11 protein-coding genes are annotated in these 18,154 nt (G+C 70.5%); 3 read left to right on the forward strand and 8 right to left on the reverse strand.

What is annotated here, in order from left to right; all coding sequences use genetic code 11:
• Nucleotides 1-38 precede the first annotated feature (38 nt).
• Both OG948_RS32960 and OG948_RS32965 read left to right on the forward strand, forming a co-directional pair.
• Nucleotides 39-641 (forward strand): hypothetical protein, encoded by a 603-nt coding sequence (locus OG948_RS32960; RefSeq protein WP_406299973.1) that lies wholly within the window; start codon nucleotides 39-41, stop codon nucleotides 639-641.
• Between the two features lie 181 nt (nucleotides 642-822).
• Entirely contained in the window at nucleotides 823-1,044 is a 222-nt protein-coding gene (locus OG948_RS32965) for a hypothetical protein (RefSeq protein WP_406299974.1), read from the forward strand.
• A 19-nt stretch (nucleotides 1,045-1,063) separates the two neighbouring features.
• Here OG948_RS32965 and OG948_RS32970 read toward each other — a convergent pair whose 3' ends face one another.
• From OG948_RS32970 to OG948_RS33000, 7 genes are all read right to left on the reverse strand, one after another.
• On the reverse strand, nucleotides 1,064-2,263 hold the full coding sequence (locus OG948_RS32970) for a hypothetical protein (RefSeq protein WP_406299975.1): 1,200 nt from the start codon (nucleotides 2,261-2,263) through the stop codon (nucleotides 1,064-1,066).
• Nucleotides 2,260-4,698 (reverse strand): transglutaminaseTgpA domain-containing protein, encoded by a 2,439-nt coding sequence (locus tag OG948_RS32975; RefSeq protein WP_406299976.1) that lies wholly within the window; start codon nucleotides 4,696-4,698, stop codon nucleotides 2,260-2,262. The genes OG948_RS32970 and OG948_RS32975 overlap by 4 nt, the downstream gene beginning before the upstream one ends.
• Complete coding sequence (locus tag OG948_RS32980) at nucleotides 4,695-5,888, reverse strand: DUF58 domain-containing protein (RefSeq protein WP_406299977.1); 1,194 nt, start codon at nucleotides 5,886-5,888, stop codon at nucleotides 4,695-4,697. Before OG948_RS32980 ends, OG948_RS32975 begins: the two co-directional genes overlap by 4 nt.
• The gene (locus OG948_RS32985) at nucleotides 5,888-6,910 is read right to left on the reverse strand and encodes an AAA family ATPase (RefSeq protein ID WP_395867456.1); all 1,023 of its coding nucleotides are present in this window, start codon (nucleotides 6,908-6,910) and stop codon (nucleotides 5,888-5,890) included. Before OG948_RS32985 ends, OG948_RS32980 begins: the two co-directional genes overlap by 1 nt.
• Before the next feature lie 198 nt (nucleotides 6,911-7,108).
• Nucleotides 7,109-9,640 (reverse strand): hypothetical protein, encoded by a 2,532-nt coding sequence (locus tag OG948_RS32990; RefSeq protein WP_406299979.1) that lies wholly within the window; start codon nucleotides 9,638-9,640, stop codon nucleotides 7,109-7,111.
• A 144-nt stretch (nucleotides 9,641-9,784) separates the two neighbouring features.
• On the reverse strand, nucleotides 9,785-11,401 hold the full coding sequence (locus OG948_RS32995) for a hypothetical protein (protein WP_406299980.1): 1,617 nt from the start codon (nucleotides 11,399-11,401) through the stop codon (nucleotides 9,785-9,787).
• 120 nt (nucleotides 11,402-11,521) lie between these two features.
• Nucleotides 11,522-12,982: a hypothetical protein gene (locus OG948_RS33000; RefSeq protein ID WP_406299981.1), complete on the reverse strand. Its 1,461-nt coding sequence runs from the start codon at nucleotides 12,980-12,982 to the stop codon at nucleotides 11,522-11,524.
• Nucleotides 12,983-15,022: 2,040 nt separating this feature from the next.
• Between OG948_RS33000 and OG948_RS33005 the strand changes: the two genes are divergently transcribed.
• The gene (locus tag OG948_RS33005) at nucleotides 15,023-15,301 is read left to right on the forward strand and encodes a hypothetical protein (protein WP_406299982.1); all 279 of its coding nucleotides are present in this window, start codon (nucleotides 15,023-15,025) and stop codon (nucleotides 15,299-15,301) included.
• A gap of 841 nt (nucleotides 15,302-16,142) precedes the next feature.
• Here the strand turns inward: OG948_RS33005 and OG948_RS33010 are convergent.
• The gene (locus tag OG948_RS33010; protein WP_406299983.1) at nucleotides 16,143-18,101 is read right to left on the reverse strand and encodes an endo-1,3-alpha-glucanase family glycosylhydrolase; all 1,959 of its coding nucleotides are present in this window, start codon (nucleotides 18,099-18,101) and stop codon (nucleotides 16,143-16,145) included.
• Nucleotides 18,102-18,154 lie beyond the last annotated feature (53 nt).

Here is an 18,154-nt window from a genome sequence, read left to right on the forward strand (position 1 = left end):
TTCGCCGGAGGCATCAGCCGGCACGGAAGGGATGAGCGATGAGCCAAGCCGTCGAGTTCGGCCCCAACGGTGGTCCACATTCGATCGCGGACGCGGTCGACCTGGCCCAGCCCGTCCTTTCTTGGGTGAGCGGGCGGTTCGACAAGGTTCGCAAGCACCTGAAGAACAAGCGGAAGGACCACTACAAGGTCCTCAAGCCGGCCCTGAAGAGCGGCGTGGCCAAAGGCATCAGCAATGTCGCATCCAGGGTGCAGGCCGCGAAGTTCTACGGGCAGAACTCCGGCACATTCGCGGCAGCGCGGGCCTATCGCAAGTACGAGAACCAGGCCGTGAAGGCGGCCGACAATCGGGCCAAGGTGCGGGCGTTCGCGGGCCGCAGTCGGGCGCAGGCGGCGCTGTTGAACCAGATCGCGCTGGGCAACGGGCGCCGGTTCGCACCCGGCATCCAGGCACGCAGCGCACAGCGCCGCAGGGTCAGAGCGCAACGCGGTGCCGCCAGGATGGGCACGCGGGCGGTCCGCGCGCACCGTAGGGCGTTGGGCTTCGCCGCGCAGGCGCAGTCCGGCCGGGACCGGGTAGAGCTGCTGCAGCAGACCGGCAACATGGTGCCCCGTCGGGTCACGCGCGAGTTCAACCTGTGATCGACCAGGAACGAGACCCGAGACATTCGGGCCGGGAGGCGACGTGAGTGAGCAGGCCGGTCCCTCGCGACCCGAGCCGTCGGCGTCCGGGAATCCCTGGACCGCCGGCGGCCAGGCGCCGCCGGCGCGGGACTTGGGCCCGCCGACATCTCCGTGGAGGCTGGGGTACGTACCTCTGGGCATGTCCGCCGCGCCGCAGCCGCAGCCGGCTCCGGGTCCGCTCGCCGTGGCCGGGTGCGGGTTCGGCCCCCCCGCCCAGCCGCTGGATGTGCCCGGCACCTTCCGCAACCAGTTGACCCGGGACGGCATCGCGTCGGAGAGCCGGACTGTCGAGGTCGTCCGCGACGCGAACACCACGCGCGCCGCGGCCGTGGCGATCGGCATGACGCCCGCCGGCAGGTGACCGGCGGGCGGGCCGCCTCCTACTTGAGGCCCTTCAACCGGCGCGGCTCGTACGGCCCCGACCCCGGGAAGTAGAGGTAGGGGATCTTGCGGTAGACCGCGCCGACCCTGCCGGATTCCTCGTATCCCCAGTACTCGGTCTGGCCTCCGTCGGCCCACTTCTCGAACAGCACGACGTGCCCGGAGTTGCCGCCGTCGTCATCGAGGATGATGTCGCCGGCCATCAGTTCGCTCTTCTTGATCGATTCGGTCATGCCGGTCATCGCCGTCGTGTTCGCCCCGGCCTCCACGCCCCACGCCATGGTGACGAAGCCCGAACAGTCGGTGCGGTACCTCTGCTTCGTCTTGCCGTCGGCCATCAGACCGTCCTTGTAGGAGGTCTGGCTGTAGGGAACGCGGGCATCGGTCCACACCTTCGCCCGCGCGATCATGGCCTGTCGATCCTGGCCCACGATCGCGGGGAGGTTGCCGCCCGCCCCCTTGAGCGAATACTTCTCCTTGGCGAGCTTGATGATTTGGTTCGCGTATTCTCGGGGCTTCTTGTTCTTCGCGTCGTCGATCTGCGGCATGCCATCGGAGGCGAACGTCATGCCCGGGGGCGGATCGGTCCAGGCATACGGGCCGCGGAGGTAACCCGCCAGCATCAGGTCCGGCAGCTTGAGCTGGTCGCCGGGCCGGACATTGGGGATCTTGCCGTCTTCGTGATTCTTGTGGAGCTTATCGGCGATATAGCACAGATAGTCACCGATCGCGATGATCATATCCGCCGGATTGCCGATGTCCTTCTTCTTGTCGTTGTCCCCGTCGCGGCCCGCCCCGTCGTCGGGGTCGTTGGGCTTGCCGTTCCAGGTGTCCGGCATGAACTGGCCGAGGCCCTGGGCACGCCCGGAATCATTGTTGACCTCGGGCGGATCCCAGCTCGACTCGGTCTCGATCAGCCCCGCGATCAACGGCGCGGTGACGTCGGCGCAGGCCTCGCCGGCCTTCTCCAACTGGGGTACGTACTTCCGGTATTTCTCCGGAATGGCGGACACGTCCAGCAGGTCGGATGTCGCCCCACCGCCTCTGGAAAGGTATATTTCGCGATCCTGGGACTGCACCAGCATGTTCGGCACCTGGCTACAGCCGGCAAGGGACGCGCCGGCGGCGACGACCGCGGTGAGCCGCGCCAGTCTCGCTTTCGTGCCGGCCCGAATCCCCGAAGCTCCCCCGCTGCTCATTGCCCCCACTCCCGTCGTCCCTTCGACAACCCGAATACCCCGATGACCCTGCGCGGCCGCCAGCGCGCGAGCACGCGCCGGCGGCGTGACGTCGTGGACGACTCGCGGCGCAACACCCCTTCCAGGGCGGCGCACAGACTCCACGCGTCGTCGGCTTCCTGCTGCGTGGCGACCCGTTCGCCGTACGCGCAGTCGTTGACCAGGTCCGCCAACGCGGGCAGCCGTGCCCCGACCTCGGCGGGCAGCAGTGCGCCGCCGTACACCGCGACCTCCTGCGCCGTCGCCGCGCTCCCGGCCGGCAGACCGGCTCGGGTGAGCGCCGCGCCGATCAACTGCCAGGCGCCCAACACCCGTTCGTTCGGCGTGCCGCCGCGACGTCGACGCCGCTCCACGCGCGGCGCGATGAAGACCAACACCGCGTAGCCCAGCAGTACGACGGCGGCGATGACCGCGGCCACCAGCCACCACGGAATACCGGAATCCTTGTCCTCGCGCTCGTGGGGGTCCGGCGCCACGCCGCTGCGATCGGTGCCCTCGATGCCCGCGTCCACCTGGTCGCGGGTGAGCTGCGGAGGCGGCGGCGAGGCCACCGTGCCCGGCTGGGCCACGTCCTGGCCCGGCGCCTTGTTCCGGTCACCCGGTTCGTTCTGGCGTCCAGGGGTGGGGAAGAAGGGCACCCACCCGGCGCCGGCGAACTCGATCTCGGGCCACGCGACCACGTCCCCGGCCCGCACCTCGCGTACCCCGCCGCCGATGTCGGTCCCCGAGGAGAACCCGACCACCACGCGGCTCGGGAGGTTCAGCGTGCGCGCCATCACCGCGAACGCGGTCGCGAACTGCTCCGAGGTGCCGATCTTGCCCGACTCGAGGAAGAACTGGAGGTTGCGGTACGAGTGTCCCGGGGTGGCCGTGATGTCGTACCGGTAGTTGGTGCGCAACCACGACGCGAGCCGCAGCGCCTGCTGGTAGGGGAAGCTGGCGCCGGCGGTGGCCTCCTCGGCGAAGCGCCGAAACACCGGCAGCGCCTCGAACGGTTCGCCCGTGACGTCCTTGTCCGGCATGGTGATGAAGGCGGGATCCGTACCGACCGGCAGGAACTGCAGGCGGTTGGGATCCAGGACCGGGACGCGCGAGTCGACCTCGTAGCGGGTCCCCGCAGGCAGCCGCCGGTGTGCGGCCACCGTGCCGCTGTGCTGCTCCACCGAGATCTCGAGGCCGGCCGGCGGACGGATCTCGCGCGGTCGGTCCGCCGCGGGCAGCCAGATCCCGCCGAGTTCCTTGATGGTCACCAGATGCGACTCGGCCGTCTTGGACACCACGGAGGTGTCCTCGCGGTCGGGAACGCGCCCGGTCGTGGTGCGCAGGTCGTCGGCCGGAGCCCAGCGCACCCCGTTGTAGGAGTCGAACACCGCCAGCCGCCAGTTGCGTTCCGCGGGGGCCGGGCCGGCGACGGTGAACAGTGGACGTTCGGGGGTCTGCAACCACGCGGAGATGCGATCCAACGGGCTGGCCCCGCCCAGGCGCACATCGGTCGGCGGTTCGACGAGCGTGTGCAGGTCCGGCGCCTCGCGTGCGGTCGCCCCGGGCAGCGCGGGACCGACCGCGCCCGCGAACACCGACGAGGCCACCACCAACGGCAGGCCGATCGACAGGTTGCGCAGCCCCGATCCGCGTCCCGGGCGCCGCGAGACGAGCAACAGGCCGACGGAGCCCGCCAACGCCACCGACGCCGCGACATTGCTCCCCGGCCCACCCGTCCCCAGCACGGCCGGCACCGCGAACAACAACACCGCCGGCACCGCGGGTGCGACGACCGTGCGGGTGCGCAGTGCCAACTCGGCGCCGCCGAGGGCGGCGAGCCACACACATGTCGCGGGCAGCACGAGCATCTCGGCATCACCGGGCACCGGCGCCACCACACTCAACACCGCGTGCGGCGCGTCCAACAGCGCCGACCAGATCTCCCGGATCAGCCCGATGCTCGGGAGGAAACCACCCGCGGCCCGGTCCCGGAAAAGCGTCGCGGACAACACCAGCGACCAACACACCACGGTGATGATCAAGGACGGCCACAACGGCCGCACGGCGGGCCCGCGTCGGGCCGCCCCGGCCGCACCGGTCCATGCGGCGGTGCCCGATGGGGCGCGGACCGGTCGCGAGCAGGCGACCGACAACAACACCGGCACGATCGCGGACGGGAGGATCACCGGCACCAGGTCGCGCGTCTCGAAGGTGCGGCCGAACGCCCAGCCCACCGACAACGCGGCGAGCGTCACGGGAATCAGCGACCACAGGGAACGATGGTCGGCGTCCGGCCGATCGAGCTGCCCGCGCGGGTGGTTCGGGCGCGTGGGCGGCGCGGACGCCGGCCCGCCCGGCCGGGAATCGCCGGTGGGCTCGGACTCCACCGGGCGATCGTCGAGAGTGGTGCTCACCGGGATATCTCCTTGCGCCACGCCACGGCCATCTCCTCCAGGCTGGACACCCGGATCTGCGACACGTGCATCGCGGTCGGCCGGGCGGTCGAGCGCCGGCCGGGGTCGGTGGTCGAGGGTGGGGCGACCCGAATCAGCAACGCGCGATCGAACCGGCCCTGGACCCGGTCCATCCGCGGCAACCCGGGGGTGTCGGTGCTGCCGGTGACCACGATCAACGTGTCGCCCGCCCGGGTACGTTCGACCACGTCGAAGGCGTCCGACAACGAGTGATCCTCGTGTGCCGAGACCTCGGCGAGCAGGTCGAGCCAGTGCTCGGCACTGCGGTGATCGCCCAGCGGCGCGGGCAACGCGCCGCGCCCGGTCACCACCTTCAGCGGGAAGTTGTTGCTCGCGGCGGCCAGCGCCACCGACGCCGTGACGTCGACGGCGACCTCGAACGCCTCGTCGCGCTCGTCGGCGTCGACCCCCTCGGCGAACGCGGCGAGGTTGGTGTCCAGGACCAGCGTGGTCTGCGGCAGGCTCACGTCGATCAGCTTGCGGACCATCATCGTTCCGGTGCGCGCGGTGGAACGCCAGTGCACCCGACGCAGGTCGTCACCCATGACGTACTCGCGCAGCGAATGGAAGGTGAGCGTCCCGTCGTCCGCGGTATCGGAGTTCGGGCCCTCGAGGTGATGGGTGCGGCCGGCCGGCAGCGACTGGAGCGCGATCGTGCGCGGTCGCACGAGCAGGGTCTCCAACTCGCCGTGCCGACGCGAACGCCGGGTCAGCCCGAGCGGATCGCTGCGCACGAGGTGCATCGGGCCGATCTCCACCCGGCCGCGGCGATGCGTGGGCAGCGTGTACCGGGCCCGGATCTCGGCACCGGCGGCAACGGGCGGCAGGTCGACGGGAGGAACCATCAGTCCCGCCACGCGGTCCTCGGCCCGCAGCCCGCGCAGTGCCCGCCGCCCGGTGTTCACCAGGGTCACCCGGCCCTGGGCGATGTCGCCGCGGGCGACCTTCGCGGGCACCACTTCGCGTTTCGCGGCCACGGAGGAGCGGCGCAGGGTCCAGGTCACGGCGACGGTCACGGAGACCAGGCACGCGACCCCCAGAACCACTCCCTCGCGATACCCCAACCCCCAGCCGAGCCCGCACAGGACCAGGCCGAAGACGAGCACACCGCGCCCGGTGGAGGAGAGCATCAAGCGTTCGCCTTCAGTGCCGTCGCGCTCGGGACGCTGACCTGGGAGAGCACCTCGGTGAGCACGTCGGCGGCGGTGACGCCGCTCAACTCCGCTTCGGGGGTGAGCAGCAGACGGTGCGTCAGGACCGGTCCGGCGAGCGCCTTGATGTCCTCGGGCAGGATGTGCGCGCGGCGCTGCGACGCGGCCCGGACCCGGGCGGCCCGGATCAACGACACGCTGCCGCGCGGCCCGGCGCCCAGTCGGGTGTGCGTCGACTCACGGGTCGCGTGGCCGATCCGCACGGCGTACTCGACGACCGACTCGACCGCCTTGACCCGGCTGCGGGTGATCTGGACGAACTCCTGGATGTGTTGCGCCGTCGCGATGGTGGGGAGCGTCTCGATCGAGGGTGCGCCGTTCGCCCCGGCCGCGACCGCCACCTCCGAGCGCAGGTCCGGATAGCCCAGGGACATCCGCATCAGGAAGCGGTCCAACTGCGCTTCGGGCAGCGGATACGTGCCGGACATGTCCACCGGGTTCTGGGTGGCGATCACCATGAACGGGCGGGGCACCGGGTGCGCGACGCCGTCCACGGTGACCCGGGCCTCCTCCATCACCTCCAGGAGCGCCGACTGGGTCTTCGGTGACGCCCGGTTGATCTCGTCGCCGATCACGATGTTCGCGAAGATCGGTCCGGGCAGGAACTCGAACGTGTTGGTCGTCTGGCGGAACATCGACACGCCGGTGATGTCGGACGGCAACAGGTCCGGGGTGAACTGCACGCGTTGCCACGCGGCGTCGAGCGAGGCCGCGAGCGCGCGGGCGAGGGTGGTCTTACCGGTTCCGGGCACGTCCTCGACCAGCAGATGACCCTCGGCGAACAGGCAGGTCAGCGCCAGTTCGATCTGCTCCCGCTTACCGACCACGACCCGCTCGATGTTGTCGGCGAGGGCGCTGAAGCACTCGCCGAACAACGCCAGCGCGTCGGGGGCATGGAACGGCAGAGAGTTCTGACGATCGTCGTTCGTCGTCGATGGCATCGTGTTCACGGCGCTCCAGGTCGATCGCCCACCGTCACTCCGTGCCGTGGACGGTCGGGGAAGGCGGGAGGGCTTGCCGCGTCTTGACGGGTGTGTGGTCGCGGACGGGCGGGGGTGACTCGGTGGTGCGCCCCGATCGGGAAAGGGGGCGCACCACCAGGAAATGTGTGTCGCGTCAGGCGGGTTCGCCGGCCGCGATCACTCGCACTGCCAGATATCCGGCGAGAAGCTGCCGCTATTGGAGTTGGGCGTGCGGATGTAGAGGTCGCTGGTCCAACCGTTGCCGGGGTCGCCCGGGCCGCTGTACTCGACCTTGTCCCAGATCGAACCGGTCACGTTGGTTCCCTGGCGGACCTGGTGCTCGCCCTTGACCTGGCAGACCACCGTGATGTTGCCGGTGTAGTCGGCCGCGATGTAGCCGTTGCGCACGGTGCCGGCGACGGAGGGACCCGAGCGAATGCCGATCGTGACGTTGTTGTCGATGTTCGGGCCGACCTTGTAGACGTGCTTCGGCGGGGTCAGGTTCAGGCTCCCCGTGGCCTTGGGGCTGGTGCCGGCCTCGTTGGTCGCGGTGATGGTGATCGGGTATGTGTTGCTGTTCTTGAGATTGCTCACCGCGAACTTGGCGGTGGTGGACTTCGTGGTCTTGTTCTGGAAGTCGATCGAGTACGTGAGGCCGGCGACATCGGTCCACGTGAACGTGCCACCGTGGCCGCCGGCGGCGGCCTTCGCGGTGACGTTCTTGGGCGCCGCCGGGAGCGTGCAGGGACGCACCGCCGTAGAGGGCTTCGACGTCTTCTCCACGCCGTCGGCGAAGACCGCAGTCACGGTGAAGCTGTATTCCGTCTTGCACTGGCCCCCGGTGACCTTGAACGACGATGTGGCCTTGGGGCCCAAGGAAGTGGGTTCGGCCTTCATGCCGTCCTTGAGACCGTCGATGCGGTAGCTCTGGGGTGTCGCTCCACTGGACTTGGCGAACGTGACGGTGATGAAGCCGGCGCCGGATGTTGCCTTCAGCGTGGTGGGAGCCGTCTGCTTCGGGGGGTCGGGTGTCGGCGTCGTCTGCGTGGGGCTCGCCGTCGCGCTACCACCGGGGGTCGTGGGGCTGTTGGAGGCCGTAGGGCTCTTGGACGCCGACGCCGACGGAGACGCGGATGCCGACGGCGTACTGCTCGCCGTCGGCGTCGTCGTGGCCGACGGCGTCGAGGAGCCCGTCGGGACGGGCGGGGCGGTGACCGTGATGGTGGCGGTGGGCTGGGGCTTCGGGTCGTTGCCGGGATCGGGGGTGGACGTGTTGCCACCGCCCTGGGTCGGACGATCCGTGGGCTTGTCCCGGCCCGGGTTGTCGTTGCCGCGGTCGTTGTCGCCGTCCCCGTCGTTGTCCTTCGGGTTCGGGTTCGGCGGAACGTCGGCGTTGCCCGGGTTGTTCGGCCGCTGCTGATTGTCGGCGGGCGGCGTCGAGGGCGGAAGCGTCGGAGGCAGCTCGTCACCCGGGACCGGGTTGCCGCCCTTCTCGTCGTACTTCTGCACCTTGTGCAGCTTGCCGTCGCCGTCGACGACGACCGCGGTGGCGTTCTTCTCGTCGTTGACCCACAGCAGACCGTCGCGGACGAAGGTCTCCAACTCGCCGGCGACGCCGGTGACCTTGACCTGCTCCTCGAGCTTGGCCTGCTCGGTGTTGTACACGATCAGCGAACCGCTGGTGCGGTCGGCGATGTAGACCTTCTTGCCCAGGACCTGGGGTTCGCCCAGGACGTTCCCGCCGGTGCCCAGCGGAACCGCGGACACCTTGCCCGCCGCGATGTCCACCAGGACGAGCGTGCCGTCGGCGGTGCTCAGGACGGGAAGCACCTGTCCTTCGCTCTTGCCGGGTACGACGGCCTTGTCGAGGCCGCCCTTGAACAGATCGGACGGCAGCGTGATGGTCGTCTGCACGCCGGTGTCGGTGAGGATCTTCGCGGCGCCGGCCGCGGCGTCGACGACGACCGCGCGATCCGCGACGAGGGCGAGCATGATCGGGCTGTTCGGTTCGGACACCTTGATCGGCGTGCCCAACACGGCGCCGCGGACCGGGATCACCTCGCCCTTGGAGGGGATCGGGATCCACAACGTGCCCTTGGCGTCCGCCTGGGCGCGACCGATCGGCTTCGCGCCGAGGGCGATCGGCGGTCCCAGCGGCGCGAGGGTGCCCGGATCGATCGGCCGCACCACGGCCGTCGTGGCGCCCGGCGCCGTACCGGACTCCACCAACCACGCGCGCTCGCCACCGGTGACCAACTGCATGCCGGCGTCACCGAGGTCGACCGACAACGGAGCGGTCAACTGGGCGGGGTCGATTCGGGTGACCTGGCCGGTCGATTCGTCCATCACCAGGACGGTGTCGCCGTCCTCGCTCACCTGGTAGTTGGAGCCGGGTGCCCCGGGCAGTCGGACTCGGCCGGTGATGTCGCCGGAGAGGCCGTTGACATGAACCATGCTGCCGTTCGCGCTGGGCAGCCAGGCGCCCACGTCGGCCAGGTCGGCGTCGGCTCCGGCCACGCCGATTCCGACGACGACCGAGGTCGCGAAGAGCGAGCCGACGGCGACCACGGCGACGACGGTGGTCGAGCGTTCGCGGCCACGTCGGATCGAGGCGACGGCCTGGGCGACCTGGCGGCGGGTCGACTCGATCGACAGGGAGGCGGCGATCGTTCGACCCGGCTGCGCGGCAGGCTCGGAGTGTTGGGACATGGATCCTCTTCCCGAAACAGGGAACGATTGTCAATCTTTACGTTCGGCCCGTCGGCGAACTATCCGCCGAGCGCGAAGCGTTCCGCGCGATCGGGATAGTGGCCGGGCCGGCGCCACCGATGTGGTAATCGCGCTTCGGCCGGCTCAACTCTTCTTGGTGGGGAGGGGTACGGCGGGCGGCGGCGGATACATCGTCAGGGTCGTGTCGAACGGCTCCCGGCCCTCCGTGTTGCGGGTCACGAAGATCCCGACGCTGGAGGCGGTGAGGAACGAAGGGGGACGAACTCCGGCGGGCAGCGCCTCGATGCCCTTCGTCGCGATGTTCAGCGCGGCCCGCCCGGCGTTGAGCTTGTTGCTGCCGTCGGAGCTCTGGATCGTTCCGTACGCGATGCCGGCGTTGGAAACCGATTCCAGCCGGACCGCGTTGTTGCGATCGTTCTGGGCGAAGCACACGGCCGCGCCGCGCATGTCCACGGCAAGTGGGCCCACGACGAGGTAGCGGGTGTCGGGGGAATGTCGAGCGGTGAGCAACCGATGATATTCGTCCGGGGTGTCGTCACGCGCGGTGTGGCAGGGGGTTTGCGTCAACGCCGCCCCGGTGACCAGGTCGTGCACGACATACAGGACCTCCTGCGGCTGGTTCTCCGCGGCGGGCGTCCACCACGCCGCCACCACGGCGGTGTTCGTGACACTCACCGGCACCCCGAGCGCGCGCCCCGGAGGCGCAACCGATCCGCTGTTCCAGCGTCCGGCAATCTCGAAACCGCGGCCACAGGCCTCGTCTCGGGAACTGTATACGCGACACGTGTCCGGCAGGCCGTTCTCGTCCTTGGAATCGATCGTCTGCCAGGTCTCGTTGAGCATTCCGGCCGCCGTCGGCGACATCGGATACGACAACATCGTGCAGGTACTGCCCAGCAGACAGCGACGCGGAGTCGGTCCTGTCGGTCCGGTCGGCGAGACCTCGCCCGTATCGGGATTCCACAGCGAACCTCGCCCGAACGGGCCTTCCTCGCGACGGTCCCCACCGTCGCGGAACAACACCCCGCCGTCCCCGACCCGGGCCGGCATTTCGGTCGTCCCCTCGGGCACGTCCCGTACCAGGTGTTGCCGCGGAATCACGTCCCGACCGCTGCTCGCGGCGACGAAGCTGTCCGCCACCACGACGCGGCGGGCCCGATTGAGGCCGTCCTCCGGGATCGTGCCCAACCGCATCAGCACGATCATCTCGGTGTCGCGAACCGTGATCAGCGACAGGATCGGTCGTTCCTGATCCTGCAACTGGGTCACCGGCTTGGACCACCACCAGACCTTGCCGTCGCCGGCGCCGCGGGCGACGACCACGGTCTTGGTGCGGGTGGTGGAGTCGCTGTCCGCCGACGGGATGTTGCTGCGGGTGTCGATGCTGATCAGCGCGCCGACCTTCGGGGCGACGACGTAGGCCCGGCTGCGGACGTCCGCCTGCCAGCCGTTGTTCACGTCGAAGCCGGCGGGAACCACCAGCTTGGGTGCCTTGACCGGCTCGTCGACCGGATTGCGCACCAGGGGAACGCTCCCGCTCCCGGCAGCCGAGCAGCCGCTCACTGCCAGCGCGGCGGCGATCAGCAGGGATATCAAGGGCAAGCGTGGGCGAATCACGGATTTCCGTTCCGCTCGGCGAGGCGACTCCGCTCCGGAGTCCGCGACTCGCCGCATGGACAGGTCGGGCTCGTGCCGGCGCGACAGGAGCCTAGAGGCGCGAATCGGAACGCGATAGGTCACAAAACGCGGAATCAGGCCTGGCTTTCGCGCATTCCGGCCTGTGCCGGATGGTGCTTCGAGGCCCTGCCGGAGCCGGCCTGCCCTTGCCGTGTGGACCTTCGACGACGCGTCGGACGGGACCTAACCCGATTTCGTGGTGCGGACCTTCGAGATCGCGCCCGAGACGGGAAGCAGGCCGATCCTGGCGAGTGCGGCGACACGGTCGGCGTCGGGCTCCTGGGCGGGTTGCGTTTCCGAGAGGTGGCGGGTCGAGGGACCGGACAGGGTGCGTACGGACGACACCCGATGGGTGGGCGACGGGGGTGCGGCCACCACGGGAGCAGGGGCGGGGGTCGAGACCTGGGCGGGGGCCGGAGCCGGGGGTGTCGTCGGCGCGGGCCTGGTCCTGGTCTTGGTCGCTGTGCCGGTCGGTCGTGTCGCCGGGTTCGCCGCAGCCTGCGGTGTCGGTGCCGGTGTTGCCGGGCTCGGGTTCCTGCGGGCGGGCGTGGGCGGATCGACGGCCGGGTGCACCGGACGTGGGCGCACCGGACGCGGGCGCGCCGGCGGCGGGGCGGCGGTCGTCGACTCCGCCGCGACGGCGGCGCGCAGCGACGGGAGGCCGCGGGCTTCGAGATCGATCCCGCCGGTGGGCAACGTCGGTGACGGCGACTCCGCTTCGCGACGGCTCACGTGGTCCGCCCACAACGCGAGCAGTCGCGTCAGGATCCGGCTGAGCAGCTCGGTCACCGCCGGGACGAGCGACGCGGACACCCGATCGGTCAGCCGGGACCACAGCGCGCGCAACCACGACCACCACGCGGTCGACAAGGTGGGCGTGATCCCGGCAGTCGGGACCCCGTTCGCCGCCTGCAGCAACCAGGGGTTGGCGCCGGAACCCTCCGGTACCCACAACGTGCCGGCGGACGGTGCAGAGGCGGGATCGTCCCAGGCGATCGCTCCTTCGGCGATGCGTTCGCGCAAGGCCTGTACGCCGGCTCCGCCGGACAGCGGCGCGACGTCGCGATCGTGGGTGGCCGGCAACAACAGGTCCAGCCGGCGCAGGAGTGCGTCGGCGTCCGGCGCCCGGCGCAGCACGGCGCGGCACGTCGTCGTCCACAACTCGTCCAGCACGCCCAGGGGTTCGGCGACCCGTCCCTGCCAGATCGAGGGGATGCCGAGCCAGTCGTCACCGGTGCTGCGCTTGGGCGCGGTCCAGGTCGGTACGAGATTGCCCGAGGGTGTCTCCTCGTTCGCGGCGACGGACAACATGCCGCGCAGTTCGTCCTCGACGGCGGCTTGCAGCGCGACGAAGTGCAGGACCGAACGGGAGGCCCAATCGGGCGTGGTACACGCCGACAGGACCTGGGGCGTGGGCACGTCGAGCAGTCCGCGCCGAGCCCCGACGATCACACCGTGATCGGCGAACCGTTCCCGAAGCGAGTCGAGTTCGCTCTCGGAGCGAGTCCGTACCGGATCGTCGGCCAGGGCCTGTCGGATCCGCGCGACAGCGCCGTGCAGGGACACCCGCAGGGCCTCGTCGCGAGCGGCGGCTCCACGACCACGCGGCCCGCTCGGCGACGACTTGCGTGACTCGGCACTCATGTAACCGCCTGACCCATCGTTCGTCTCCCCCGAAGCATCGAACAGCTCTAGCAGTATGGGGCAGGCGTTGGCTAGCCCGTCGTACGCACCGGGACTTTCCGCGGCGATGTCGACCGTGTTCGACAAGTCCGCCACCGGGGGAGTCGCGCGCAACAGACGGATCGCGCGAATACCCGTGACCGGTCCGCGTGTTGCGACCTAGTCGTAGCGTGCTCGTGATCACTACCGTGAAGTTTTCCGTGCGTCTGGTCAGAGGGAGATTCGGCCGGTGGCGACCCGCAATCCGTGGATCAATCTGGAGCCCGACGACCGGCGTGGCTTTTTCCGTCGATTCGTTTTGCCTTTCTTCCGGGCGATCGCGAGTCCCGTAGTCGGCATCTGGCGCTTCTTCGGCAACCTGCGGGACTCCTTCGCCACTCGAAATGTGCGGGCGAAAACGATCCCCATCCCCGGCCCGCTGCCCGGTGCCCGTGCGGAAGCCGGCACTGGCACCGCAGGCAATGCCCCGGCCGCCGAAGCGGCAGCCCCGGCTCCGCGAGCGCCGGCGCCGGAGCGAGAGGCACCCGCACCGCAGCGTCGGACCAGGGCCGCGGCCCGGGAGGCGCGGCAGGCGCGGCGTCAGGCGCGGCGGGCGACGAGGACTGCGACCAGGACGGCGGCTCGGGAGGCGCGGCAGGCGCGGCGGGAGACGAGGACCGCGACGAGGGTTGCGGCTCGGGAGGCGCGGCGGGTGCGGCGTCAGGCGCGGGCGAATGCTCCGGCGAATGGGGCGGAGCAGGGTTTCCTGACGAGGTTGCGTGCGGGGCTTCGGGCGCGGGCTCAGCAGGCGGATGCTCGGGCCGAGGGACCGCGTCGGGAGCGGGCCGGGGCTCGAGAGGCGCGGCAGGCGCGGCGTCAGGCGCGGCGGGAGACGAGGACTGCGACCAGGACGGCGGCTCGGGAGGCGCGGCAGGCGCGGCGGGAGACGAGGACCGCGACCAGGACGGCGGCTCGGGAGGCGCGGCAGGCGCGGCGTCAGGCGCGGGCGAATGCTCCGGCGAATGCGGCGGAGCAGGGTTTCCTGACGAGGATGCGGGCGGGGCTTCGGGCGCGGGCTCAGCAGGCGGATGCTCGGGCCGAGGGACCGCGTCGGGAGCGGGCCGGGGCTCGAGAGGCGCGGCAGGCGCGGCGTCAGGCGCGGCGGGAGACGAGGACTGCGACCAGGACGGCGGCTCGGGAGGCGCGGCAGGCGCGGCGGGAGACGAGGACCGCGACCAGGACGGCGGCTCGGGAGGCGCGGCAGGCGCGGCGTCAGGCGCGGGCGAATGCTCCGGCGAATGCGGCGGAGCAGGGTTTCCTGACGAGGATGCGGGCGGGGCTTCGGGCGCGGGCTCAGCAGGCGGATGCTCGGGCCGAGGGACCGCGTCGGGAGCGGGCCGGGGCCCGGGAGGCGCGGCAGGCGCGGCGTCAGGCGCGGCGGGAGACGAGGACTGCGACCAGGACGGCGGCCCGGGAGGCGCGGCAGGCGCGGCGAGAGACGAGGACTGCGACCAGGACGGCACGTGCCCAGACGAGGAGAGCGGCCTCCGCCCTCGACAGTCTGAGTCCGGTCAGCCCCGCGGCGGTTGCCAACGCGGTGGGCATCAGCAACGGCGAACCCGCGCGCCCCCAACCCTCCGTGGCCTTGCCGGTTAAGCCCGAGGCGACGGCCGGCCGCCTCAAGCCGCTGAGCCCGGAGACCGTGCAGAGTGTCACGAACCGCATCGCCCGGGCCGCCGGTCCGACCGTCGTGGCAAGGCCCGCAGCCGGCCGGACGAGCACGCCCGGCCTGGGGCAGGCCGGCAATGGCGCAGGGCCCGAGCGAACCACGACCCCCAGCCGGGACAGGGGCCGAGTGCAAGCACCCGGCGAGTGACGTCCCGGGCGCGATTAGGCAAGACGTCACGGTGAGATGAAAGGGCGCAAGTGCCGATCCTCAAGTACGACCAGGGGAAGGAAGCGATCGGCGATGTCGTCGATCCGCCCCGGAAACACAATCTGGCGGTGCGTGCCATCGCGAGGATGACCCGGAACTCTCCGGACGTGGTCGCGAACAGCAAGCTGTACAAGGTCGCCGCTGCCGGCACCAAGTTCGCGGTGAGTGTGGGCGCGAAGGTCCTCGACGCACACACGGCGGGGCTCGCCTCGACGACCCTCGCCGTCGCCAAGGGAATCGCCGCCGTCAATCGGGTCGCCCGGGGCCAGGAGAAGTCGGTGCCGAGGGAAGTGGCGGGCCAGATGCCGAACTCGATGACCGATCGAGCGGTCGGCAAAGTGGCCCAGTTGGCCATGGGTTTCTGATCCCGCCACAGACGAGCCTCCGCCGCGCACGGCCCCCTCCTCGCCCGCAAGCGCCAGGTCCGCTTGTCCTGCTCCCCACATTCCCGCAGCCTGCGCGGACTTGGCCAACCGGTTCCCATGCCGCAGGCTGGTCGCATCGAAGCGCTTCGCCGCCACACCCCGCGGTGCGCGTCTTCGTTCGCGACACACCCGGCTTGTCCTGAAAGAGCCTCGTCATCCTTCAGGAACCGAAGGGAACCCGATGGACTGCTCCGTATCGTCCCGCGGCCGAGGCCGCGCCGGCGCCCGAGGCATATCCCGCCTCGGCAACGCCGCCCGGACACCGCGCAGCGTGCATCGTGTGCCCGGCGGGCACAAGTCGTGGTCCCACCACCCGACGTCCGCCCAGGCGGACCGAGGGAACTGAGCGCCGCGGATCGGGCGGCGGCCGGGCGTTCCCCCTCAATGGCGCGGGGGAAGCGCACCCTCCCCGGCGATCGCCGCCCGACTCCGAGCGCCAACACCCGTACGGGATCGGGAGATTCGTCCCAGCCCGAGCCCCGTACGCGATTGCGACGCCCCGGAAGACGAGTTGCGCCTCGTCTTCCGGGGCGTCGTGCCGATAGGCCTCCCACCTCGCCGCCCGTCCCGGCGGGCGGCGCAGGCGAACCGAGGTTCCGCCGCCCGCACCACGACGAGTGTCACCCATACGACGACGGAGCGCCGACCCCAGCCGGGGTCGGCGCTCCGTCGTTCCCGTGGACGTACCCCCGCGCATGGTGCCTTCGTCCGCACGAGCGTGGGGGCCGGATCCGCAACGGACCCGACCCCCACGGTTGTTCCACTCGGTGGGTGCGGAGCGTCAGCCCGCGCCCGGTCGGCCGCTGCTCGCGCCTCGGTAGCCGAGGTCCTGAGCGGCGAAGTCCTTCCGCACCACATTGGGTGAGGAAACCGTCGCCACCGTGGCCGAGTTGCGGACGATCGACGCCGAGTTGGTGCCGTAGGCGAGCGGGAACAGCTTCGCCTGTACGCCGGCCGCCGCCTGATAGCTCTGGCCGGCGCCGCCGATCGTCGCGTTCACCGTCGCCGGTGCGACCAGGAAGGTCAGCACCTCCACCGAGTCCCGGGCCGCGTTGGTCCCCGACCTCGGTGTCATCAACTTCGTCTGCGTGCCGCCCGTGGGCTTGGCCGCGGCGAACTGCACGCGATGCGTGAGGTACGCCGTGTCACGCGTGATCCGGGGCCAGGCCCCGGTCTTGAACCGGACCAGGTAGTAGTCGCTGATGTCGACCCAGGTGTGTCCGGAGTTGGCCGAGGGCTGGAACTGGGTGCCCTCGGAGTAGTCGTTCCAGGTGGTGAGCTGTACCCAGTCGGCGCCCCCGGAGATGGTGTTGTCCCACGAGGTGCGCAGGTTCTCGGTGTTGTTCGCCTCGTCGTAGATACCCTGGTTGGGGCGCTCGTCCTGGACCGCGACCGGCTGCATCCAGATCTTGCCGAGGCTGTGCGCCTTGGCGATGTCCGACTGGATGTTGCCCTGACGGTTGGGACTGCGATTGCCCCAGCTCGAGAATCCGTAGCTGACCGACGCGTACTTGTCGGCGTTCGCCGAGAAGTTCAGGAACACCGGGACCAGCGCGGTCCCGAGCTTGTGCGTCTTGGTCATCGCGGTCGCGAACTCGCCCCACCACTGCGGGGTTTGCTGCTCGGCCTTGAAGGGCGAGATGACCACGCGACCGTCCGCGAGGCGCCGGACGGACCGTGAGGAGGCCAGGTCGGCCATCGACGCGGCCAGGCTCGCGGGTGTTGCGTCCTTGAGCGAGGTCATGTCCGGCATCAGCACGATCGCGAAGCCGGGGTCGACGGTCTCGGCGGCCTTGATCAGGTTCTTGATCCTGGTCCAGTGCGCGCCGGTGGTGGACAGTACGTCGACGGTGAAGCCGTCGACGCCCGCCGCGGTCGCGTCGCGGATCTCGCGCTGCATGTCCTGCAGCTGCCAGTCCCCGGTCAACGGCCCACGCGGGACCGGCCGGTCCCGCAGCAGCCCGCCGTACGCGGCGTGCTTGCCACTCTCGCCCGCGGGGTTGAGGTAGTTGCGGCTGTAGTAGTCCTGGCTGGGCTCCTGGTTGTCGAGGGAAGCGGGGTAGGGGGTGAAGTAGTGCGCGTACACCTTCTTGTCGCTCGCGCGCAGTGCCGACGTGGACGGCATCTCGAACGGGAGCGACCCGGTGGTGGGGGTGGCCGGATCGGTCCAGCTCACCGACAGGCGCGGGGCCTGAGCGGCACTCGCGCGCGAGGACTGGAACACGCCCTGCGCGCCCTTCCCGGCCGTGAGCGCGAAGCTGTACGCCCCGTTGCCGGTGAAGGCCGACGAGACGTCGATCGAGCCGACCTGCGACGCGGTGAAGCCGTCGCGTGAGCCCACCACATCACCGAACGCGGGTTGTTTGTTCCAGGTCAGGCTGTTCGCCGACCAGGAACCGGTGACCTTGTGCACGCGCACGGAGGTGTCGGTGGTCCTGGCCGAGTACAGATCCAGGCTCAGCCGCACATCACGCGCGCCCGCGGGTACCCCCGCGACGGTGAACTTGACGAACGCCCGCCGTTCGGAGCGGGGAGCTCCCTCACAGGTTGCCGGACACACCGACAACCAGGTCTGCGTGGCGTGCGCCTTGGCCGGTGCCACCTGGCTCACATAGGCGTTCTCATTGGTGGGCACCGTGGCCTTGGAGTTGTCCGAGTCACCCGAGGCCACTCCGAAGGTCACACCTGCGCCGACCAACAGGAACGCGGGCAACACGAATTTGAGCGAACGAAATCGCAAGAAGCCCTCCACGGTACTTCGCTGCTCCCGAAGTCGACTTACCCGCAACCGGT

The sequence above is a fragment of the Embleya sp. NBC_00888 genome (genome assembly GCF_045207655.1).
In the GTDB taxonomy this organism is placed as follows: Bacteria; Actinomycetota; Actinomycetes; order Streptomycetales; family Streptomycetaceae; genus Embleya.